At 66.0% G+C, this 20,419-nt stretch carries 20 protein-coding genes; 10 read left to right on the top strand and 10 right to left on the bottom strand.

The window, feature by feature from the left end:
• The first annotated feature begins 84 nt into the window (after positions 1-84).
• Together H1S04_RS05910 and H1S04_RS05905 are read left to right on the top strand one after the other, a co-directional pair.
• Positions 85-552 (top strand): hypothetical protein, encoded by a 468-nt coding sequence (locus H1S04_RS05910; protein WP_181744596.1) that lies wholly within the window; start codon positions 85-87, stop codon positions 550-552.
• Positions 534-971, top strand: a complete 438-nt coding sequence (locus H1S04_RS05905; RefSeq protein WP_181744595.1) for a helix-turn-helix domain-containing protein — start codon at positions 534-536, stop codon at positions 969-971. Before H1S04_RS05910 ends, H1S04_RS05905 begins: the two co-directional genes overlap by 19 nt.
• A gap of 6 nt (positions 972-977) precedes the next feature.
• On the opposite strand, the gene rhaI is transcribed toward H1S04_RS05905, so the two are convergent.
• Positions 978-2,252, bottom strand: coding sequence for an L-rhamnose catabolism isomerase (gene rhaI / locus H1S04_RS05900; protein WP_181744594.1), 1,275 nt, complete (start codon positions 2,250-2,252; stop codon positions 978-980).
• A complete protein-coding gene (locus H1S04_RS05895) occupies positions 2,249-4,351 on the bottom strand; it encodes a bifunctional rhamnulose-1-phosphate aldolase/short-chain dehydrogenase (RefSeq protein WP_181744593.1) in 2,103 nt (700 codons plus the stop codon). Before H1S04_RS05895 ends, rhaI begins: the two co-directional genes overlap by 4 nt.
• Positions 4,352-4,535: 184 nt before the next feature.
• On the opposite strand from H1S04_RS05895, the gene H1S04_RS05890 reads away from it, so the two are divergent.
• The 7 genes from H1S04_RS05890 to H1S04_RS05860 are packed head-to-tail and all read left to right on the top strand — an operon-like array spanning position 4,536 to position 11,551.
• On the top strand, positions 4,536-5,342 hold the full coding sequence (locus H1S04_RS05890) for a DeoR/GlpR family DNA-binding transcription regulator (protein ID WP_181744592.1): 807 nt from the start codon (positions 4,536-4,538) through the stop codon (positions 5,340-5,342).
• Between the two features lie 30 nt (positions 5,343-5,372).
• Complete coding sequence (rhaS, locus tag H1S04_RS05885) at positions 5,373-6,371, top strand: rhamnose ABC transporter substrate-binding protein (RefSeq protein ID WP_181744591.1); 999 nt, start codon at positions 5,373-5,375, stop codon at positions 6,369-6,371.
• Between the two features lie 51 nt (positions 6,372-6,422).
• On the top strand, positions 6,423-7,931 hold the full coding sequence (locus tag H1S04_RS05880; protein WP_181744590.1) for a sugar ABC transporter ATP-binding protein: 1,509 nt from the start codon (positions 6,423-6,425) through the stop codon (positions 7,929-7,931).
• A complete protein-coding gene (locus tag H1S04_RS05875; RefSeq protein ID WP_181744589.1) occupies positions 7,928-8,899 on the top strand; it encodes an ABC transporter permease in 972 nt (323 codons plus the stop codon). The genes H1S04_RS05880 and H1S04_RS05875 overlap by 4 nt, the downstream gene beginning before the upstream one ends.
• The gene (locus H1S04_RS05870; RefSeq protein WP_181744588.1) at positions 8,896-9,882 is read left to right on the top strand and encodes an ABC transporter permease; all 987 of its coding nucleotides are present in this window, start codon (positions 8,896-8,898) and stop codon (positions 9,880-9,882) included. Before H1S04_RS05875 ends, H1S04_RS05870 begins: the two co-directional genes overlap by 4 nt.
• A gap of 2 nt (positions 9,883-9,884) precedes the next feature.
• Positions 9,885-10,199 (top strand): L-rhamnose mutarotase, encoded by a 315-nt coding sequence (locus H1S04_RS05865; RefSeq protein ID WP_181744587.1) that lies wholly within the window; start codon positions 9,885-9,887, stop codon positions 10,197-10,199.
• Positions 10,196-11,551, top strand: a complete 1,356-nt coding sequence (locus H1S04_RS05860; RefSeq protein WP_181744586.1) for an FGGY-family carbohydrate kinase — start codon at positions 10,196-10,198, stop codon at positions 11,549-11,551. Before H1S04_RS05865 ends, H1S04_RS05860 begins: the two co-directional genes overlap by 4 nt.
• Positions 11,552-11,556: 5 nt before the next feature.
• Here the strand turns inward: H1S04_RS05860 and H1S04_RS05855 are convergent, their stop codons facing one another.
• From H1S04_RS05855 to H1S04_RS05845, 3 genes are all read right to left on the bottom strand, one after another.
• Complete coding sequence (locus H1S04_RS05855) at positions 11,557-13,527, bottom strand: cation:proton antiporter (RefSeq protein ID WP_181744585.1); 1,971 nt, start codon at positions 13,525-13,527, stop codon at positions 11,557-11,559.
• 108 nt (positions 13,528-13,635) lie between these two features.
• Positions 13,636-14,670, bottom strand: coding sequence for a DUF475 domain-containing protein (locus H1S04_RS05850; RefSeq protein ID WP_181744584.1), 1,035 nt, complete (start codon positions 14,668-14,670; stop codon positions 13,636-13,638).
• 84 nt (positions 14,671-14,754) lie between these two features.
• The gene (locus tag H1S04_RS05845) at positions 14,755-15,888 is read right to left on the bottom strand and encodes an alpha-D-ribose 1-methylphosphonate 5-triphosphate diphosphatase (RefSeq protein WP_181744583.1); all 1,134 of its coding nucleotides are present in this window, start codon (positions 15,886-15,888) and stop codon (positions 14,755-14,757) included.
• Between the two features lie 23 nt (positions 15,889-15,911).
• On the opposite strand from H1S04_RS05845, the gene H1S04_RS05840 reads away from it, so the two are divergent.
• A complete protein-coding gene (locus tag H1S04_RS05840) occupies positions 15,912-16,586 on the top strand; it encodes a DUF1045 domain-containing protein (protein WP_181744582.1) in 675 nt (224 codons plus the stop codon).
• Here the strand turns inward: H1S04_RS05840 and H1S04_RS05835 are convergent.
• From H1S04_RS05835 to proC, 5 genes are all read right to left on the bottom strand, one after another.
• The gene (locus H1S04_RS05835) at positions 16,581-17,543 is read right to left on the bottom strand and encodes a magnesium transporter CorA family protein (RefSeq protein WP_181744581.1); all 963 of its coding nucleotides are present in this window, start codon (positions 17,541-17,543) and stop codon (positions 16,581-16,583) included. The genes H1S04_RS05840 and H1S04_RS05835 overlap by 6 nt on opposite strands.
• Before the next feature lie 476 nt (positions 17,544-18,019).
• On the bottom strand, positions 18,020-18,217 hold the full coding sequence (locus H1S04_RS05830; RefSeq protein WP_181744580.1) for a CsbD family protein: 198 nt from the start codon (positions 18,215-18,217) through the stop codon (positions 18,020-18,022).
• Between the two features lie 83 nt (positions 18,218-18,300).
• Positions 18,301-19,254 carry a D-glycerate dehydrogenase gene (locus tag H1S04_RS05825; RefSeq protein ID WP_181744579.1) on the bottom strand — a complete coding sequence of 318 codons (954 nt, stop codon included), beginning with the start codon at positions 19,252-19,254 and terminating at the stop codon, positions 18,301-18,303.
• The gene (locus H1S04_RS05820; protein WP_181744578.1) at positions 19,254-19,589 is read right to left on the bottom strand and encodes a tRNA-binding protein; all 336 of its coding nucleotides are present in this window, start codon (positions 19,587-19,589) and stop codon (positions 19,254-19,256) included. The genes H1S04_RS05825 and H1S04_RS05820 overlap by 1 nt, the downstream gene beginning before the upstream one ends.
• A complete protein-coding gene (gene proC, locus H1S04_RS05815; protein WP_181744577.1) occupies positions 19,586-20,401 on the bottom strand; it encodes a pyrroline-5-carboxylate reductase in 816 nt (271 codons plus the stop codon). Before proC ends, H1S04_RS05820 begins: the two co-directional genes overlap by 4 nt.
• Between the last annotated feature and the right edge of the window lie 18 nt (positions 20,402-20,419).

Below are 20,419 nucleotides of genomic sequence, written 5' to 3'. Positions count from 1 at the left end.
AAAGGTCTGAACATGCATCCGGGCGGCGGTAATTTGCACTTTTGCTTGACCCGAACGGTCGCGCGCGGCCAGTCTGTCCCCGCCATGCCACGCGCCGCCCCACCACACCCCGACCGTCGCGCGCGGCTGCGCGTCCAGCAGATTCGCAGCCCGCTGACCCGCGTGGCCTATGTCGTTCCGCCGGGCACCGCCTGCCTGCTGCTGCTGGATGCCGGGCAGGCCCGGCTGAGGCGCGCGGACGAGGAGAGTGCCCCGCCTGGCGGTCAGGTCGTCGACGGCCCGCGCGTGCCCTGGCGCGCCGAGGGGGCGGGCATCACCCTGACCTTCGAGAGCGGGGCGCGCGGGCGTCTGCTGCTGATCCCCTCGGTGGCGCTGATCGGGTCGCTGTCGCTCGGCCCGTTGGGCGAGCAGATCCGGCGCACCCTGGGCCAGGACATGAGCTTTGCGCCCGATCCCGACGCCCGCATCATCCCCCTGATCGCCGGTCTGGAGGCCGAGCGGATGGGCGCCGAGGCCGGTGTCGAGGTGGCCGAATGGCATTACCTGTTCTGATCCTCGTGCAGCTGTGGCGGCTGGCGCGGGCGGATCTGATCGCCCATGGCCGCGCGCCACAGGGCCTGGTCGAGCGTTTTGTGCTGCTGGCCGGGCAGCATCTGCACGATCATCGTGGCATCGGCGATTATGCCGCCATGCTGGGGGTCAGCCGCGACCGGCTGGGCAGGGCGGCGCGGCGGACCACCGGTCTGTCGCCGCAGGCCTATCTGCATCAGCTGCTGATCCGCGAGGCATCAGAGCTGCTGGCCAGCACCGGGATGCAGGTCGGGCAGCTGGCCTTCCGGCTGGGCTTTTCCGAACCGGCCTATTTCACCCGCTTCTTCACCCGTCAGCGCGGCGAAAGTCCGGCGCAATTCCGCCGCGCTGCCCGTGCCCGGCGCGCACGGGGCGACCAGTCCTATGCCGACTGGCCCTGAGCGCACTCAGACGATGCCGCCACCGCCTGCGGCCGATTGCGGCCGCTGCGCCGCCATCTGCGCGCGGTAGCCCGACGCGCGATAGGTCGCCACCGGATCGATCGCCGCGTCCTGACGCGCGCGGGCCATCTGCAGGATCGGCTCGACATCGGTGCGGAAGGCGGCGCGCAGGGTCGCGGCCGCCATCAGCGCGTCATTTTCTTGCCGGAAGCCTTCCAGCGCCGCACGGTCCACCAGCGAGGCCTGAACGTAAGCGCGCTGGATCTCGCCCGTGCTGACGATCAGGCTTTCGATCGGGTCGGTGACGTTATGGCTCTGGTCGATCATATGGGCGAGGTTCAGGCCGGGGGTGTCCTCCAGCTCGACCAGTTCGTTGAAGATCAGGAACAGGCGGAACGGCTCGATGGTGCCGCTGTCCAGATCGTCGTCGCCATATTTGCTGTCGTTGAAATGAAAGCCGCCCAGCTTGCCCGCGCGGATCAGGCGAGCGACGATCATCTCGATATTCACGTTCGGCGCGTGATGGCCGAGATCGACGAGGCATTGCGCCTTCGGCCCCAGTTCCTGCGCGGTCAGCAGGCTGGTGCCCCAGTCCTGCACCACCGTCGAATAGAAGGCGGGTTCATAGATCTTGTGCTCGCTGAAGATCCGCCAATCCTCGGGCAAACCGGCATAGATGGCCTTCATCGCATCCAGATAGCGTTCGAACTGCCGCGACAGCGAAGTCTGGCCGGGAAAGTTCGACCCATCCCCGATCCAGACCGTCAGCGCTTTCGACCCGATGGCCTGACCGATCTCGATACATTCCAGATTGTGATCCACCGCCTGCTGGCGGGTGGCCGCATCGACATGCGACAGCGAGCCGTATTTATAGCTGCTGCCCTGATCCGGCTGGTCCTGAAAGGTGTTGGAGTTCATGGCGTCAAAGCCAAGCCCCACCTCCTGCGCCTTGGCCAGCAGGTCCGCCGGATCGGCCTTGTCCCACGGAATATGCAGGCTGACGCGCGGGGTGGCACGGGTCAGCTGGTGGATGACGCCGCAGTCATCCAGCTTGTCCATGATGTCGCGCGGCTCACCCGCGCCGGGAAAGCGGGCAAAGCGGGTGCCGCCGGTGCCGGTGCCCCAGCTTGGGACGGCCACGCCAAAACCCACCGCGCGGGCGGTCAACGCCTCGATATCGATGCCGCGCCGGGCCAGCCGCGCGCCGAGCGCGTCATAATCCACCGCCAGATCGGCGTTGCGGGCGGCATTCTCGCCCTCGATCAGGGAGGCGTCGATCATCGCGTGAAGGCCTGCACATTGCCGGCATCGACGTTCAGGATATTCCCGGTCGACTTGGCGCTGAGGTCGCTGGCAAAGAAATAGGCGCCTTCTGCGATGTCTTCCGGCAGTACCGACCGCTTCAGCATCGAGCGCTGGCGATACATTTCCTCCAGCCCTTCCTTGTCGGTCTTGTAGGTCGAGGCGCGCTGATCCAGCCATTCGCCTTCCCATATCTTCGAGCCGCGCAGCACCGCATCGGGGTTGACGACATTGACGCGGATGCCGGCCTCGGCGCCTTCCAGCGCCAGACAACGCGCCAGATGGATTTCGGCCGCCTTGGCGGTGCAATAGGCGCTGGCATTGGGGCTGGCGGCGAGGCCGTTCTTCGAGCCGACAAAAACCACCGCGCCGCCGATGTCCTGCACCCGGAACATCCGAAACGCTTCGCGCGAGACAAGGAAATAGCCGGTTGAGAGGATATCCATGTTCCTGTTCCACAGCGACAGCGTGGTCTCCTCGACCGGGGCCGAGGACGCGATCCCGGCATTCGAGACGAGAATGTCGAGGCCGCCGAACTCCACCGCCAGATCGGCGAAGGCCCCGATCACCTGCGCCTCGTCGGTCACGTTCATCGCCACGCTGCGGACGACATCCGCGCCGTAGCGGGCGGCAAAGCCGGCGCGGGCCTCTTCGGCCGCATTGGCGTCGATATCGGCCAGCATGACGCAGGCGCCCTCGCGCAGGAAGCGTTCGGCGGTGGCCGCGCCGATCCCGCCCGCGCCGCCGGTGACGATGGCGATGCGCCCGGCCAGCGATTTCGGCTTGGGCATGCGCGAGAGCTTCGCTTCCTCGAGCAGCCAGTATTCGATATCGAAGGCCTCCTGTTCGGGCAGGCCCTGATAGGTGCTGACGCCCGAGGCCCCGCGCATCACGTTGATGGCGTTGACATAGAACTCGCCCGAGATGCGCGCCGTGGCCTTGTCCAGTGCGAAGGTCAGCATGCCGACGCCGGGGACCAGATAGACGACCGCGTTGGGGTCGCGCAGCGCCGGGCTGTCGGGATGCTTGCTGCGCTCGTAATAGGCCGCGTAATCGTCGCGGTAAGCCGCCACGGCTTCGGGCAGGCTGGCGATGGTGGCGTCCAGATCCGGGTTGGCGGGGTCGAAATCGACGACCAGCGGGCGGATCTTGGTGCGCAGGAAATGGTCCGGGCAGGAGGTGCCGAGCGGCGCCAATTCGTCCAGCATGTTGGAGCCGACGAATTCCAGCACCGCCGGCTGATCGTCGAAATGCCCTACCTTGTAACGGTCCTTCGAGATCAGCCCGCGAATGACCGGCATCAGCTTTGCCGCCACCGCGCGGCGCTGATCGGCAGGCAGGGCCGGCAGTTTCTGACCGCCAAAGGCCGGCTTGCCTTCGGTCCGCGCCTCCAGCCAGGCGGCGGCCTTGTTGATGATGTCGAGCGTGGTCTGATAGCATTCCTCGGCCGTGTCGCCCCAAGTGAACAGCCCGTGGCTTTCCAGCACCGCGCCCTTTGCCTGCGGGTTCTCGACGGCGAATTTCTCCAGCCACAGGCCCAGTTCGAAACCGGGCCGTTTCCACGGCAGCCAGCCGATTTCATCGCCGAAGATCTCGGCCGTGAGTTCCTTCGAATTGACCGAGGCGGCGATGGCGATGATGGCGTCGGAATGGACGTGATCGACATGCTTGCGCGGGACATAGGCGTGCAGGGGGGTGTCGATACTGGCCGCGCGCGGGTTCAGCGCGAAGGTGCAATGGGGCAGCAGGTCCACCATCTCATCCTCATGCGCGAGGCCGCGATACTTGCCCTTCAGCGCCTGCAGCCGGTCCATGTACAGCGTCGCAAACCCGTCCATCTTCATCGAGCCGATATCGCCGCCCGATCCCTTGACCCACAGCACTTCGACCTGCTCGCCGGTCAGCGGATCGGTTTCCATCACCTTGGCCGAGGTATTGCCCCCGCCGTAATTCGTCACCCGCTTGTCCGAGCCCAGCAGGTTGGACCGATAGAGCAGCTTTTCCGATTCGCTCATGCCGGCGGCATGGTTGCTATTCCACAGATTTTCCAGACGATTTCCGGGGTTCGTGTCGGTCATGAATGCCTCCCGCTATGCGGCCGGCCGGGCCGCTTTCCCCATTCCGATACACGCGAGGGCGCCGCAGCGTCAATCATTTTCAATCAAAAACGCGCACTACACAGCCGCATACCGGCAGCTTGCGACTGAAAATGATTGACAATGCGTGGCCGAAAGGCGCAGTTTCGATCAAAAGAGGGATGCCATGCTGGAAACCGAACGCCATCGAATCATCCTCTCGGCCGTGCAGGCGCGGCCCGTGGTCACGGTGGCCGACCTTTGCGCGCTGACCGGCGTGTCAGAGGCGACGGTGCGCCGCGACATTGCCACCCTGCACATGGCCAAGAAGCTGCGTCGGGTGCGCGGCGGCGCCGAGGCCATCGCGCCGCCGCAATTCGTCGGCATCAACGCGCGTCCCTTCGCTGTCAACCAGACCCTGCATATCGCCGAAAAGCGCGCCATCGCGCAGGCGGCGGTGGACCTGTGCACGGATGGCGACGCGATCATCATCAACGGCGGAACCACGACCTTCCAGATGGTGCATCCGCTGGCCGCCAAGCGGCTGCAGGTCTTCACCAACAGCTTCCCGATCGCCGAACATCTGCTGAAGCAGTCGAAAAACACCGTCCTGCTGCCGGCGGGTGCGATCTATCGCGAGCAGAACATCATTCTCTCGCCCTTCGACGCGGACGGCTCGGGCCATTTCTATGCCAGGCGCATGTTCATGGGTTGCCGGGGACTCGGGCCGCTGGGGCTGATGGAGGGCGACCCCCTGCTGGTGCAGGCCGAACAGAAGCTGATCGGGCAGGCGGATGAACTGATCGTGCTGGCCGACAGCTCCAAATTCCATCAGCGGTCCAGCCTGCTGCTGTGCCCGCTCAGCCGCATTCACACCGTCATCACCGATGACGGGATCGAGGATCGTGCCGCCCAGATGCTGGAGGCTGCCGATATTCGCCTGATCGTGGCCGAGGTCGCCGCGTCGGACCGCAAAAGGCGCGCAGAGGAGTGACGCGCTTCACCGCTCATTGGGGAGGAAATGATGAGCATCTTGAAAAAGGCCCTGACTACGGCGGCGCTGGCAAGCGCGCTGCTGGCGACAACGGCGCAGGCGGAAACCATGCGCATCGCGCTGGTGGCCAAGGCGCTTGGCATCGGCTTCTTCGAGGCTGCGAACAAGGGCGCACAGGAAGCCGCCAAGGAACTCGGCGATGTCGAGATCATCTATACCGGCCCGACCGACACCACCGCCGAAGGCCAGATCGAGGTCATCAACAGCCTGATCGCCCAGAAGGTCGACGCCATCGCCGTCAGCGCCAATGACACCGACGCGCTGGTGCCGACGCTGAAAAAGGCGATGGATCGCGGCATCACCGTCATCAGCTGGGATTCCGGCGTGGCCCCGGACGGGCGGCAGATGCAACTGAACCCGTCCTCCAGCCCGCTGATCGGCAACATGATCATCAAGCTGGCCGCCGACAACCTGCCCGCCGATCCGCCGAGCGAGGTCGCGGTGCTGTCGGCCACCACCACCTCGACCAATCAGAACACCTGGATCGAGGAGATGAAGAAGGTCGAGGGTAACTATCCCAATGTGAAGGTCGTCGGCACCGTTTATGGCGACGATCTGGCCGACAAGTCCTATCGCGAGGCGCAGGGACTGATGCAGACCTATCCCGATCTGAAGGCGATCATCGCGCCGACCTCGGTAGGGATCGTCGCCGCCGCGCAGGCGGTCACCGATGCGGGCAAGATCGGGCAGGTGAATGTCACCGGCCTGGGACTGCCCTCGGAAATGGCGGGGCATGTGAAATCGGGGGCGTCGAAATCCTTCGCGATCTGGAACCCGATCGATCTGGGCTATTCCGCGACGATGATCGCCTATCACCTCGCCAAGGGCGACGCGAAAGCCGAGCCGGGGGCGAAGATCCCCACCGGCCGCATGGGCGAAGTGACGCTGGACGACAAGACCGAGGCCGCCATGGCCGACCCCTTCGTCTATGACGCCAGCAATATCGACCAGTTCAGCTCGATCTTCTGATCGTGACAGGGGCCCGGTCCGGTCGGGCCCCATCTGCTGAAGGGGGTTCTCATGCAGCATGCTGCAACGCCGGTGCTGTCCTTGCGCGGCATCGTGAAGACATTTCCCGGCGTCCGGGCGCTCGACGGGGTGCAGATGGACCTGCATCCCGGTCAGGTGACCGCGCTGATCGGTGAAAACGGTGCCGGGAAATCCACCATCGTGAAGATCCTGACCGGGATCTATCGGCCGGATGAGGGCCAGATTCTGGTGGACGGGACCGAGACCCATTTCCCGACCGCGCAGGCGGCGGGTCATGCGGGCGTCACCGCGATCCATCAGGAAACCGTGCTGTTCGACGACATGACCGTGGCCGAGAATATCTTCATCGGCCATGCCCCCCGCACCCGGCTTGGCCTGATTGACCGCGCCGCGATGCAGCGCCGGGCGCGCGATATCCTGACCGGCATCGGCGCCGATCTGAACCCCGCCGTGCGGCTGCGCGATCTGGGCATCGCCTCGAAGCATCTGGTCGCCATCGCCCGCGCGCTGTCCATCGACGCCCGCGTGGTCATCATGGACGAACCCACCGCCGCGCTGTCGCACAAGGAAATCGCCGAACTCTATGACCTGGTCGGGAAGCTGAAGGCGCAGGGCAAGGCGATCCTGTTCATCAGCCACAAATTCGATGAGATCTTCCGCATCGCCGACCGCTGGACCGTCTTCCGCGACGGCCGGTTCGTGGGCGAAGGCCTGATGACTGCGGCGACCGAGGCTGAACTGGTCCGGCTGATGGTTGGCCGGTCGGTCGACCAGATCTATCCCAAACGCCCCGCACGGATCGGCGCGCCTGCGCTGACCGTTGCCGGCTACGCCCATCCGACCGAATTCGACGACATCACCTTCACCCTGCACGAGGGCGAGATCCTTGGATTTTACGGGCTGATCGGCGCCGGGCGTAGCGAGGTGATGCAGGCGCTTTTCGGCATCACCCAGCCCTCGAAGGGCGCGACCCGCATCGGCGAGGAGGTTCGCGTCATCCGATCCACCGCGCAGGCGGTCGCGGCGGGCATCGTCTATGTGCCCGAGGATCGCGGGCGGCAAGGGGCCATCAAGGGGCTGCCGATCTTTCAGAACGTCACCCTGCCATCGCTGAAACGGACCAGCCGCGACGGCTTCCTGCGGCTGGCGCAGGAATTCGCGCTGACGCGGGACTATACGCAGAGGCTGGACCTGCGGGCGGCGAGCCTCGATCAGGATGTGGGGCTGCTGTCGGGCGGGAACCAGCAGAAGGTGGTGATCGCCAAATGGCTGGCGACCCGCCCGCGCGTCATCATTCTGGACGAACCGACCAAGGGCATCGACATCGGGTCAAAGGCCGCGGTGCATGATTTCATGTCCGAACTCGCGGCCGAAGGGCTGGCCGTCATCATGGTCAGCAGCGAAATCCCCGAGGTTCTGGGCATGTCGGACCGCGTCATCGTCATGCGGGCGGGCCGCATCGCCGCCGAATTCGCGGGCGATCAGATGACGCCGGAAAACCTTGTCCGCGCGGCGGTCGGGATCGGAGATGCCGCATGAGCATCCTGAAATCCCGCGAGGCGATTCTGGCGCTGGCGATCCTGCTGCTGCTGGCGCTGATCGCCAGCCGGTTCCCCGGTTTCGTCACCCCCGCGAACCTCGGCAAAGTGTTCACCGACACCTCGCCGCTGATCCTGCTGGCGCTGGGGCAGATGGTGGTGATCCTGACCAAATGCATCGACCTGTCGGTGGCCGCGAACCTCGCGCTGTGCGGAATGATCGCGGCGCTGATGGACGGGGCGGGGATTCCCTTGCCGGTGATCCTGCTGACGGTGATCGCGCTCGGGGCGGCGCTTGGCGCGATCAACGGGCTGCTGGTCTGGCTGCTGGGGATCCCCTCGATCGTGGTCACGCTGGGGACGATGACCATCTATCGCGGCAGCATCTTTCTGTTGACCGACGGCGCATGGATCAACGCCCATCAGATGAGCGCGGGCTTCAAGGCCTTCCCCCGCACCGTCATCGCCGGGCTGCCGGTCATGGCCTGGATCGCGATTGCGGTGATCGCGGGCTTCGCGGTGCTGGTCAATCGCACGGCCCTTGGCCGCGCCTTCTACGCCGTGGGTGGCAACCCCCATGCGGCCGTCTATACCGGCATCTCGGTCGGGCGGACGCAGTTCGCGGCTTTCGTGATCGCGGGCGCCTTGGCGGGGCTGACCGGCTATCTGTGGGTCGCGCGGTATGCGGTGGCCTATGTCGACATCGCCGGCGGGTTCGAGCTGGACGTGGTGGCCGCCTGCGTCATCGGCGGCATCGCCATCGCGGGCGGGTCCGGCACCGTGGCCGGCTGCGTCATGGGGGCGCTGTTTCTGGGCATCATCAAGAACGCGCTGCCTGTTGTCGGCATCTCGCCCTTCTGGCAGATGGCGATTTCCGGCAGCGCCATCCTGATCGCCATCGCCTTCAACGCGCGCGCCAACCGCGCGCCCGGCCGCATCATCCTCAAGCGCGCGGAGCATCGGACATGACCGAACATCTCGGGCGCCAGATCCCCGATCGGCTGACCAGCCCGCTGACCCGCGCCCTGAAAAGCTGGGAGGCGCTGCTGCTGGTCGTCGCTGTGCTGATCTTCATTGCCAATTCTCTGGCGTCGCCCTATTTCCTCGATCCCTGGAACCTGTCGGATGCCAGCTTCAACTTCACCGAAAAGGCGATGATCGCCTTCGCCGTGGCGCTGCTCATCATCTCGGGCGAGATCGATCTGTCGGTCGGCTCGATCATTGCGCTGTCGTCCACGGTGATGGGGCTGGCGATGACGGCGGGGGCCGGGACGCCGGTGCTGGTCCTTCTGGGCCTGGCCACCGGGCTGGCCTGCGGGGCGTTCAACGGCCTGCTGGTGGCGCGGTTCGGGTTGCCCTCGATTGTCGTCACCATCGGCACCATGAGCCTGTTTCGCGGCATTTCCTATATCGTGCTGGGGGACGGCGCCTTCACCGGCTATCCGGCCAGCTTCGGCTGGTTCGGGCAGGGCTATGTCTTCTGGGTGATTACGGTCGAACTGGTGATTTTCGGCTTCGCCGCGATCATCTTCGGGGTGCTTCTGCACCGCACCAATTTCGGCCGCATGGTTTACGCCATCGGCAATAACGCCGTCGCCGCCCGCTTTTCCGGCATCCGGGTCGAGCGGGTGAAATTCACCCTGTTCCTGCTGACCGGACTGATGAGCGGCATCGCCGCCATCTGCCTGACCTCGCGCCTCGGGTCCACCCGACCCAGCATCGCGGCCGGGTTCGAACTGGAGGTGGTGACCATCGTGGTGCTGGGCGGGGTCAGCATTCTGGGCGGCTCGGGGTCGATCATCGGGGTGGTGCTGGCGGCAATCTTGATGGGGCTGGTGACTTTCGGGCTGGGGTTGATGAACGTGCCGGGCATCGTCATGTCGATCATCGTGGGCCTGCTGTTGATCGCGGTAATCGCCCTGCCGCGCCTGTGGTCCATGGCACGGAGGTAATCATGCAGAAATACGCCTTTCGGATGCAGCTGAACCCCGGCATGGCCGCGGAATACCGCCGCCGCCACGACGCCCTCTGGCCCGAACTGGCGGCGCTGCTGAAAGCCGCCGGGATCAGCGACTATTCCATCCATCTCGACCCCGAGACGGATGCGCTGTTCGGGGTCCTGTGGCGTGACAACGATCACCGCATGGATGATCTGCCCAACCAGCCGCTGATGCGCGAATGGTGGGCGCATATGGCCGACATCATGGCCACCGGACCCGACGGTGCCCCGGTGGCAGTGCCGCTGATCCCGATGTTTCACCTGCCATGACCCGCATCGCCGTCATCGACATCGGCAAGACCAATGCCAAGCTGGCGCTGGTGGACGGCGCGCGCCTGTCGGAGATCGATGTGGTGACCCGCCCGAACAGAGTGTTGCCGGGGCCGCCCTGGCCGCATTTCGATCTGGAGGGGCATTGGGATTTCTTCCTGCACCATCTGGTCGATTTCCACGCCCGGCACGGGATCGACGCGATTTCCATCACCACGCATGGAGCGTCCTGCGTGCTGCTGGATCGCGCGGGGCAATTGGCGGCGCCGATGCTGGATTACGAATATCCCGGCCCCGATGCGCTGGCGGCGGAATATGACGCGCTGCGGCCCGATTTCGCGCGGACCGGCTCTCCTCGGCTCCCGATGGGGCTGAATGTCGGGGCGCAGCTGCACTGGATGTTGAAGACCCTGCCGGGGCTGGATGAGCGGCTGGACCGGGTGCTGACCTATCCGCAATATTGGGGGCTGCGGCTGACCGGGCAGATCGCCAGCGACGTGACGTCGCTGGGGTGTCATACCGACCTGTGGGATCCGTGGCAGGGCCAGTTTTCCAACCTCGTGGCCAAGCTTGGCCTGCAGGGCCGCATCGCCCCGCCGCACCGACCCGGCGAGGTGCTGGGTCGCCTTCTGCCCGAGATCGCGCGCGTCACTGGCCTGCCGCCGGACACGCCGGTGACGGTGGGCATCCATGACAGCAACGCCTCGCTTTATCCCTATATGCTGGGGCGGCCGGCGCCCTTCGCGGTGGTCTCGACCGGGACATGGGTGGTGTCGATGGCGGTGGGCGGGGATGCGGTGACACTCGACCCCGCGCGCGACCTGCTGGTGAACGTGAACGCGCTTGGCCAGCCCGTGCCTTCGGCCCGTTTCATGGGCGGCCGCGAATACGAGGTCATCCGCGCCGGGTCGACGGCCGCCCCCTCGGAGGCCGACCGGCGCGCCGTGCTCGAGGGCGGAGTGATGCTGCTGCCGGCGGTCGAGCGGGAATCAGGACCGTTTCCCGATCATGCCTTTCGCTGGCAAGGCGCGCCGCAAAGCGACGGGATGCGCATGGCCGCACTTTCCTGGTATCTGGCGCTGATGACCGATACCTGCCTTGGCCTGATCGGGGCGCGCGGGCCGACGATCATCGAAGGCCCGTTCGCGCGCAATCCCGATTACTGCGCCATGCTGGCCGCGCTACGCCCCGAAGGGGTGGAGGTGGCGGCCTCGGCCACCGGCACCTCGGTCGGGGCGGCGCTGCTGGTCCTGGACCGTGCGGCGCCGCCTGCCACCACCAAAATCCACGCGCCCCACGAGGCTGCACGGCTGCTGGATTATGCCACCCGCTGGCGGTCGGCGGTGGAATAGCCCGATCAGTCCGGCCTGGCGTCGAGGGTATCGTCCGACAGGTTGTCGGCGGCCTCGGCAGCCTGCGCCACCTCGAGCGGGGTGGTCAGCGACGGGTCGATGGGCTGGCCTGCGGCGGCGCGCGCGGCCATGATCTCGTCGCGGACGCGGCGCATGTCGGTCTCGATCTGCACGGCGGCGTCGTTGGCGGCCTTGACCATGCCCGCGTTCTGGGTGGGCGGCACGCCGGGCTGATAGGCCTCGGCCATGGCGCGCATCAGCAGCTGGTCGTTGTCGACAAAGGCGCGCGTGACCTTCTCGGCTTCGGAGCGGGTCATGCCGAGCGCCTCGAGCGTCGAACGGCCGGCGCGCACAGAACTGTCGAAAGTCTCGCGGATGATGTCATCGGCGCGCGCCTCGAACAGCTCATAGACGTGGAAGCGGTCGAAGGCGCGGGCGACGATATGCACCTTGGGATAGTTCTGCTTCACATAGCGCACGATCTCGGAGATCTGTTCCTTGTTGTCGATGGCGACGACCAGCACCCGCGCGTCGGCGATGCCGGCGGCATGGAGCAGGTCGGGCCGGGTGGCATCGCCGAAATAGGCCTGCACACCGAAGGCGCGCAGCATTTCAAGCTGCTTGGCCGAGAAATCCACCACCACCACCGGCTTGCCGAGCGCGCGCAGAATCCGCGCCACGATGCCGCCGAAACGGCCATGGCCGAGGATGATGATCTTGCCCGGCTCGTCGATGGTATCGGCCTCGCGGTCGTGCCGGCCGATGAAGCGCGGCGCGACGACGCGGTCGTAGATGATGAACAGCAAGGGCGTCAGCAGCATCGACAGCGCCACGATCAGCAGCGCGATATCGGCCACGCTTTGTGGAATCACCCTGTTGGCGACGGTGAAGGACAGCAGCACAAAACCGAACTCGCCCGCCTGCGCCAGCGCCAGCGCGAACAGCCTGCGATCGGCACCGCGAATCCTGAAGACCCATGCCAGCCCCAGCAGCACCAGCACCTTCAGCACCATCACGCCGAGGGTCAGCCCGATCACCAGCGCCGCATTGTCGAGCAGCAGGTCAAAATTGATACTGGCCCCCACGGTCATGAAGAACAGCCCCAGCAGCAGGCCCCGGAACGGGTCGATGTCGCTTTCCAGTTCGTGCCGGTATTCGCTGCCGGCCAGCACCACGCCCGCAAGGAAGGTTCCAAGCGCGGGCGACAGGCCCACCATCGACATCAGCAGCGCGATGCCCACCACGAAAGCCAGCGCTGTGGCCACGAAGATCTCGCGCAGGTTGGCCATGGCGACATAGCGAAAGACGGGGCGCGTCAGATAGGTGCCTGCCCCGATCACGGCGGCGATGGCCGCCAGCGTGATCAGCGCGGCCTGCCATTCCGGGCGCCCCTCGACGAGGCTGAAGCTGGCCTCGGCACCCTCGACCGCATGTTCGGCGACCGGTGCGGGGTCCATCAGGCCCGGCATCGCCAGCAGCGGAATGAAGGCCAGCATGGGGATGACGGCGATATCCTGAAACAGCAGCACCGCGAACGAGGCTTGTCCGCCCTCGGTTCGCAGCAGGCCCTTTTCGCCCAGCGTCTGCAGCACGATCGCGGTCGAAGACAGCGCGAACACCATCCCCAGCGTCAGCGCGATGGTCCAATACAGCCCGCAGGCGATGCCCGCTGCCCCGATCACCGCCGCGGTGACCGCCACCTGCAAGCCGCCCAGCCCCAGCAGCTTGCTGCGCATCTGCCACAGCATCTTCGGCTCCAGTTCCAGCCCGACGAGGAACAGCATCATCACCACGCCGAATTCGGCGAAATGCTGGATCGAGACGACATCGACATGCAGCCAGCGCAGGATGGGCGAGATCACGATTCCCGCCACCAGATAGCCAAGGACGGACCCCAGGCCGAAGCGGCTGGCCAGCGGAACGGCGATGACGCCCGCCAGCAGAAAGATCGTTGCGAGCAGCAGGAAACCGGTCATGGCACGCTCCGCGCTGGGGCGGACGGAAAACCTGTCCGCGATATGCAGGTTCAATCTATCGAGAGGTCCGGCCGCGTCCAGCCCCGATCTGATGCGCCCCCGCGCGATCTAGGCCAGGTTGCGCCGGTTCCACAGAAGCGAGCTGATGAAGGCGGTGCCGATGAAGCCCGCCCCCAGAAGCCCGGTCGCGACTTCGGGGATTTTCCACATGGTCTGGGCGAACATGACGACGGACAGCACCAGGATCGACCAGAAGGCGCCGTTTTCCAGATAACGGAACGCGGCCAGGGTGCCCTTTTCGACCAGCATCACCGTCATCGAGCGCACATACATCGCCCCGATCCCCAGCCCGATGGCGATCAGGAACAGGTTCTGGGTCAGCGCGAAGGCGCCGATCACCCCGTCGAAACTGAACGAGGCATCCAGCACTTCGAGATAGAGGAACCCGCCCAGGCCGGCCTGTGCGGCGCCGGTGTGGCTGGCGCCCCAGCGGTCCAGCACCGCCCCCAGTGCGTCGACCGCCAGATAGGTGACGACGCCCCAGATGGCGGCATACATGAAGGGCCGCTCGTCCTCCTCCGGCAGCAGCCAGACGAAAACCAGCACGGCCACCAGCACGAAGCCGATCTCCATTCCGCGCACCGATCCGAAGGCGCGCAGCCAGCGTTCGAAAGCGCCGATCCAGTCGACCTCCTTGGACTGGTCGAAGAAGTAATTCAGCGCCACCAGCATCAGGAAGCTGCCCCCGAAGGCTGCGATGGGCAGGTGCGCCTCATGGATCAGGCGCGCATATTCAGCCGGCTGGCGGGCGGCCAGATTGATCGCCGAGATCGGCCCGATCTTCGCGGCGATGACCACCACCAGCAGCGGAAAGATCACCCGCATCCCGAAGACGGCGATGACGATCCCCCAGGTCAGGAAGCGCCGCTGCCATTCGGGCCGCATCGTCTGCAGCTTGTTGGCGTTGACGATGGCATTGTCGAAGGACAGCGAGATTTCCAGCACCGCCAGCACGCTGGCGATCAGGAAAAAGGATATCGCCCCGGTCTGGCCATTGAAGCGCCAGCCGAGAAAGGCTGCCAGCGCCAGCCCCAGCATGGTGACGATGAAGGGCCATTTCAGGTAAGACAGGGTGCTACGCATATGTCCGGTCCGGGCAGGGGAAGCGTGGCGGCAGTAAACGATGCGCAGAAGGGCGGCGCAAGCGGTCGCTGTCATCCGCGTGGTTCAGGCGACGCGCGCGCCCCGCACCCAGGTCTGGCGCAGCGCGGGCGTGGGCCCGACCAGCCGGAAGCGGATCAGATCGGCGCGCAGCCCCGGCGTCAGACGCCCCCGGTCGCTGAGGCCCGCGGCGGCGGCGGGCGTGGCGGTCACACAGGCCATGGCACGCGGCCAGTCGCCCCAGATCGCCGCCAGCCGCGCCGCCGCCGACAACAGCGCCGAGGGCACGTAATCCGAGCTGATGATGTCCAGAAGTCCGGCCTCGGCCAGTTCGCGCGCGGCGACATTGCCGGAATGCGAGCCGTCCCGGATCAGGTTCGGCGCGCCCATGATCGTGCGGATGGAGTGGCGATGGCAGGCCTCGGCCGCTTCGCGGGTGGTGGGGAATTCAGCCAGGCGGATGCCATGGGCGGCGGACCGCGCCACCTCATCGGAGCTGGAATCGTCATGGCTGGCCAGCACCGCCCCGACGCGGCCCGCGAAGGCGACGGCCCCGGCCTCGTGCGCGGGGCCGTATTTGGCCGAGATGGCGCGCAATTCGTCGAAATAGCTGTCGATCTGGTCGTCGGTCAGCTGCACCTTGCTGCGCAGATAGGTCCGAAAGGCCGAGGTGTCGCGGAACTGCCGCTGCCCCGGCGTGTGATCCATCAGGCTGACCAGACCCACACGGTCGGCTTCGGTGAAGGCGCCCAATTCCTCCAGCAGGGTTTCAGAGCAGATTTCGGCGCGCAGATGCAGGGCGTGGCTGATGCGCAGATTGCCGCCGTCGATCTGGGCCAGCAGTTCCGAGGCCAGCTTGCGCGCATAAGGCGCGTAATCCTTGCGTGACGGGATGGAACCCACCCGCATCGCGTCGAAGACGGTGGTGATGCCGCAGCCCGCCAGCTCGGCGTCATGGGCATAGATTGCCGCCGCATGAGGCCAGTCGACGCCGGGGCGGGGCTGGATGTGGCGTTCCAGATTGTCGGTATGCAGCTCGATCAGGCCGGGGGCGATGTGATCGCCCCCGCAGTCGATGGCGCCGCGCGGGGCGGTGCCCTCGCCGATCTCGGCGATGATGCCGTCGCGGATGACGAGATGGCCTTTCATCATGCGATCGGGCAGGATCAGCATCGCATCGGCCAGAACGGTTTCTTGCATCGTCACATCCACAACAGGTTCGCATGGATCACTACCGCAGATATGCGCTGTATTACACCCCGCCGCCGGGCGAATTTGCCGATTTCGGCGCCTCCTGGCTGGGCTGGGATGCGGTCCGCGGCGCGCCGGCACCCCAGCCCGTGCTGCCGGGACTGGACATCGCCGTCCTCACCGCCGAGCCGCGCAGATACGGCTTTCATGCCACGCTGAAAGCGCCCTTCCGGCTGGCCGAAGGGCAGCGGGCAGGCGATCTGATCGAGGGCGTCGAGGCCCTCGCCGCGCAGTTGCGTCCGGTCACGCTCGACGGTCTGGCGCTGACCCGGATCGGGCCGTTCCTGGCGCTGACGCCGCGTGGGGACGAAGTCCCGCTGAACGTGCTTGCGGCACAGGTGGTCGAGAGGCTCGATCCCTTGCGCGCGCCCCTGACCGAGGCTGAACGCGCGCGGCGCAATCCCGACCGGCTGACGCCGCGTCAGCGCGCGTTGCTGGACGCTTGGGGCTATCCCTATGTGATGGACGAGTTCCGTTTTCACATGACCCTGACCGGGGCGCTGGATGCCGCCACGCTGGACACGGTGGCGGCGCTGCTTGCGCCCCGGCTGGCGGTGGTGCCGCGCCCCTTCATCCTGGATGCGCTGAGCCTGATGGGCGAGGACGCGACGGGCCGCGTGCGGCTGATCCGGCGGCTGTCGCTATAACCAGTTCTTCCAGCGCAGCAGCAGATAGGTGCCGACCACCGTCGCCACCATCAGCCCCAGCGCCCATTCATAGCCATAGGTCCATTGCAGTTCCGGCATGCGTTCGAAGTTCATCCCGTAGGTTGAAGCGATCAGCGTCGGCGGCAGGAACAGCGCCGCCACCACCGAGAGCACCCTTACGGTGTCATTCTGCTGCAGTCCGATCATGCCGATGGTCGCGTCCACCGCCAGACTGACGCGCGACGACATGGAATCGGTATGTTCCTGCAGTGCCTGCAGATCGCGCTGGTGGCCCTTCAGGATGACCTTCAGCTTGCCGCTGTCGCCCGCCCGCGATTGCTGCGTGGCGGAATAGAAGGTCAACACCCGTTCCAGCGACAACAGCGACAGTCGCACCCGCGCGATCAGGTCGGATTCGGTGCCGATCCGTTCCAATGCCCCCTGAAGCGCCGCCGGCCGCTTGCGCGGCTGCGGCGAGAAGACCTGCCGCAAGGTGGCATCCAGCACCGCGCCCGAGCCTTCCAGCAGGTCGGCCAGTCGGGCGATGATCTCCTCCACCAGGCCGAGAAACACCCGTTCGGGGCTGCGGCCGCCGCTGGCGGAGCGGTCGGCGCGTTCGGGAAAGGTATCGAACGGACGCGGCGCATGGTGGCGCACGGTCACCAGGCGGTCGGGGGTGAGGATGAAGGTGACGGGGCCGGAAATCGCTTCGCCGTCCGGCGTCAGCCCCGGCAGCACCGCCGTCATATAGACATTCCCGCCGTCCAGCAGAAGCCGCGAGGAAATCTCGATCTCGGACATGTCCTCCAGTGTCGGCACGTCGACGCCGAGGGCGTTCGTCGCGGCCACCTGTTCGGGCAGCGGGCGATAAAGGTCGATCCAGATCGCCCCGGTCAAGGGCGTGCCCGGCAGCAGCGGGGTCAGTCGGTTCCCGTCCTTGGCATAGGCGCGCAGCATGAGGCCTCCGGTCTTGTCGGGGTTTTGTGGCGAGGCGGGGCCGATCCGTCAAGCCGACATCCCACCGCCACGATCGTTACACGAGAGAAGTGCGAGGGGGCTGCGGCAGGGGCGAGGAAAATGTTCGTCCTGTCGGAATGGCTAACTCGTTGACGCTCGGGTTAACCTGCCGATGGCGGTGGATTCGCGTCGTTCCGGTGATTCGCCGCGACGTTTCCATGGGGGCTGAACAATGTTCAAATTATCGCCGGTCCAACCCCGGAGTTGAGCCATTTTGTGACCCATATCTGACGAAAAAGACAGGTCGAGGCGGCAGATTCAGGTGCTCAAAACCCCAAATGTTTGCTACGTTCACATTGTATTAACGAGTGGTTTGGTAGAGTGGCGGCTGTGTCGGAAGACACAGCCGCGGCTGCAAAAAAAAACAGGACGCCCCGAAGGGCGTCCTTTTCTTTTCTGGAACAATTTTCCGGCGATTACTTGTCGCGGAAGAATTCGTTCAGCTTCTCGTCGGCTTCCTCTTTGGTCCAGCCATAGCGCTCCTGCAACTTGCCGGCCATCTTGTCGCGGTTGCCAGCGATCTCTGTCAGTTCGTCATCGGTCAGCTTGCCCCACTGCTCCTTGACCGAGCCTTTCAGCTGACCCCATTTGCCTTCGATGATATCCCAGTTCATGGCTTTTCCTTTCGGTTTGAATTTCCGACACAGGCCTAACGCCGTTTGAAAACAATGGTTTCGTTAATCTTCGTTAAATGCCGTCAACCTACCAGATCAGGCAGGGTAGCGCCTTCGGTAAAGGCGGTCAGGTTCGCCAGTGCGCGCAGGGCCATCGCGGTACGCACCTCCTCGGCGGCGGTGCCCAGATGGGGCAGCAGCACGACGTTTTCCATCGCGCGCAGTTCGGCCGGGATCAGCGGCTCCTCTGCATAGACATCCAGCCCGGCGGCGCGGATGCGGCCGGCGGACAAGGCGGCGATCAGGGCGCCTTCGTCAATCACGTCGCCGCGCGCGATGTTGATCAGAATGCCATCGGGACCGAGCGCCGCCAGCGCTTCGCCACTGACCAGATGGCGGGTGCCCGACCCGCCCGGCACGGCGAGGATGACGAAATCGCACAAGGCCATCAATTCGGTCAGGCTGCCCATCTGCCGCGACGGGACCTGCAAGGGCGGCAGGACCGAGCGGTTGTAAAACAGGATCTCCATCCCGAAGCCGAAATGCAGCCGCTGGGCGATGGCGCGGCCGATCCGACCCATGCCGACGATGCCGGCGGTCTTGCCGGTCACATGGGTGCCCAACATCTGCGTCGGGTTCCAGCCGTCCCACTGGCCGCTGCGGGCCAGCCGTTCGCCTTCGCCCGCGCGGCGCGCGGTCATCATCAGCAGCGTCACCGCCAGATCGGCAGTCGCATCCGTGACGACGCCGGGGGTGTTGGTGACCGCGACGCCGGCCGCCGTCGCCGCCGCGATGTCGATATGGTTGAAGCCGACCCCGAAATTCGCCAGCAGCTTCGTGCGCAGCGGCGCGGCAGCGAAGGCCGGGGCGCTGAAAGCATCCCCCAGCGTCGGCATGATGAGGTCGTATTCGGCAAGCGCCGCCGCCGCCTGATCCTGCGTCAGGGGCGTATTACTGTCCCGGAAGCGGGTATCGAAGCGCCCGGCGATGGCGGCCTCCGCCGCTTGTGTCATCGGGCGGGTGACCAGCAGTTTCATCAATACATCTTCCCGCCGTTGGGGACCGGGTGATCGGGGCCGATCAGCACGACTTCGCCTTTCTGGTCGGGCAGGCCGAGCACCAGCACCTCGGACATGAACTTGCCGATCTGGCGCGGCGGGAAGTTCACCACCGCCAGCACCTGCTTGCCGATCAGTTCCTCGGGGACATAATGGACGGTGATCTGGGCCGAGCTGCGCTTCTCGCCGATCTCGGCGCCGAAATCGACCCAGAGCTTGATGGCGGGTTTGCGGGCCTCGGGGTAGGGTTCGGTCCGGGTGATGGTGCCGACGCGAATATCCACATTCTGGAAATCGTCATAGGTGATGGTCATTCGCCCAACTCCCGCGAACGGTCTGCCGCCGCCGCGACCGTGCGCGCGATCAGCGGGGGCAGGCCGGTATCGGGGTCCATCAAGATCGCCAGCCCCGCCGCCGTGGTGCCCGCTGGCGAGGTCACCGCCTCGCGCAGGGCCGCGGGCGGCGTATCATCGGCCATGGCGAGCGCACCTGCGCCCGCGACGGTCGCGCGGGCGAGTTGCAACGACAGCGCCTCGGGCAGACCCTGCGCCACGCCGGCAGCGGTCATCGCCTCGATCAAGTGGAAGACATAGGCCGGGCCGGAGCCGGAGAGCGCGGTCACGGCATCCATCTGGGTTTCGCTGTCCAGCCGCACCACCTCGCCCACCACCGACAACAGTCCCTCGGCCAGATCCAGCGCCTCTGCCCCCGCCGCGTCATTGCCGATAATGGCGGAAATGCCCTGCCCGATGGCGGCCGGGGTGTTCGGCATGGCGCGCACGATCGGGGCGCCCGGAAAGGCGCGATCATAGGTCGCCAGCGTGACGCCCGCTGCGACCGAGAGCACCAGCGTTTCGGGGCCGAGTTCCAGTTCCAGAAGCACATCGGTCATCATCTGCGGCTTGACCGCCAGCACCAGAACCGCCGGGTTCTCCGGCGGCAGCGCGTTCAGGCGCACGCCCTTGTCGGCCCAGTCTGGGCGGGCATTCGGGTCGATGACGGTGACGGCGGCAGGGTCGATCCCGTGGGCCAGCCAGCCCGTCAGCATCGCACCGCCCATGCGGCCGCAGCCGACCAGCACCAGCCCGCGTTCGTTGATGTCGGAAAAATCCCCGGAATTGCCCATCGCGTCCCCCTGCGTTCG

It is taken from the genome of Paracoccus sp. S1E-3, from assembly GCF_013868135.1.
Taxonomy (GTDB): Bacteria; Pseudomonadota; Alphaproteobacteria; order Rhodobacterales; family Rhodobacteraceae; genus Paracoccus.
The sequence above is the reverse complement of the archived record's forward strand: the minus strand, read 5'-3'. Positions and strand labels throughout refer to the sequence as shown.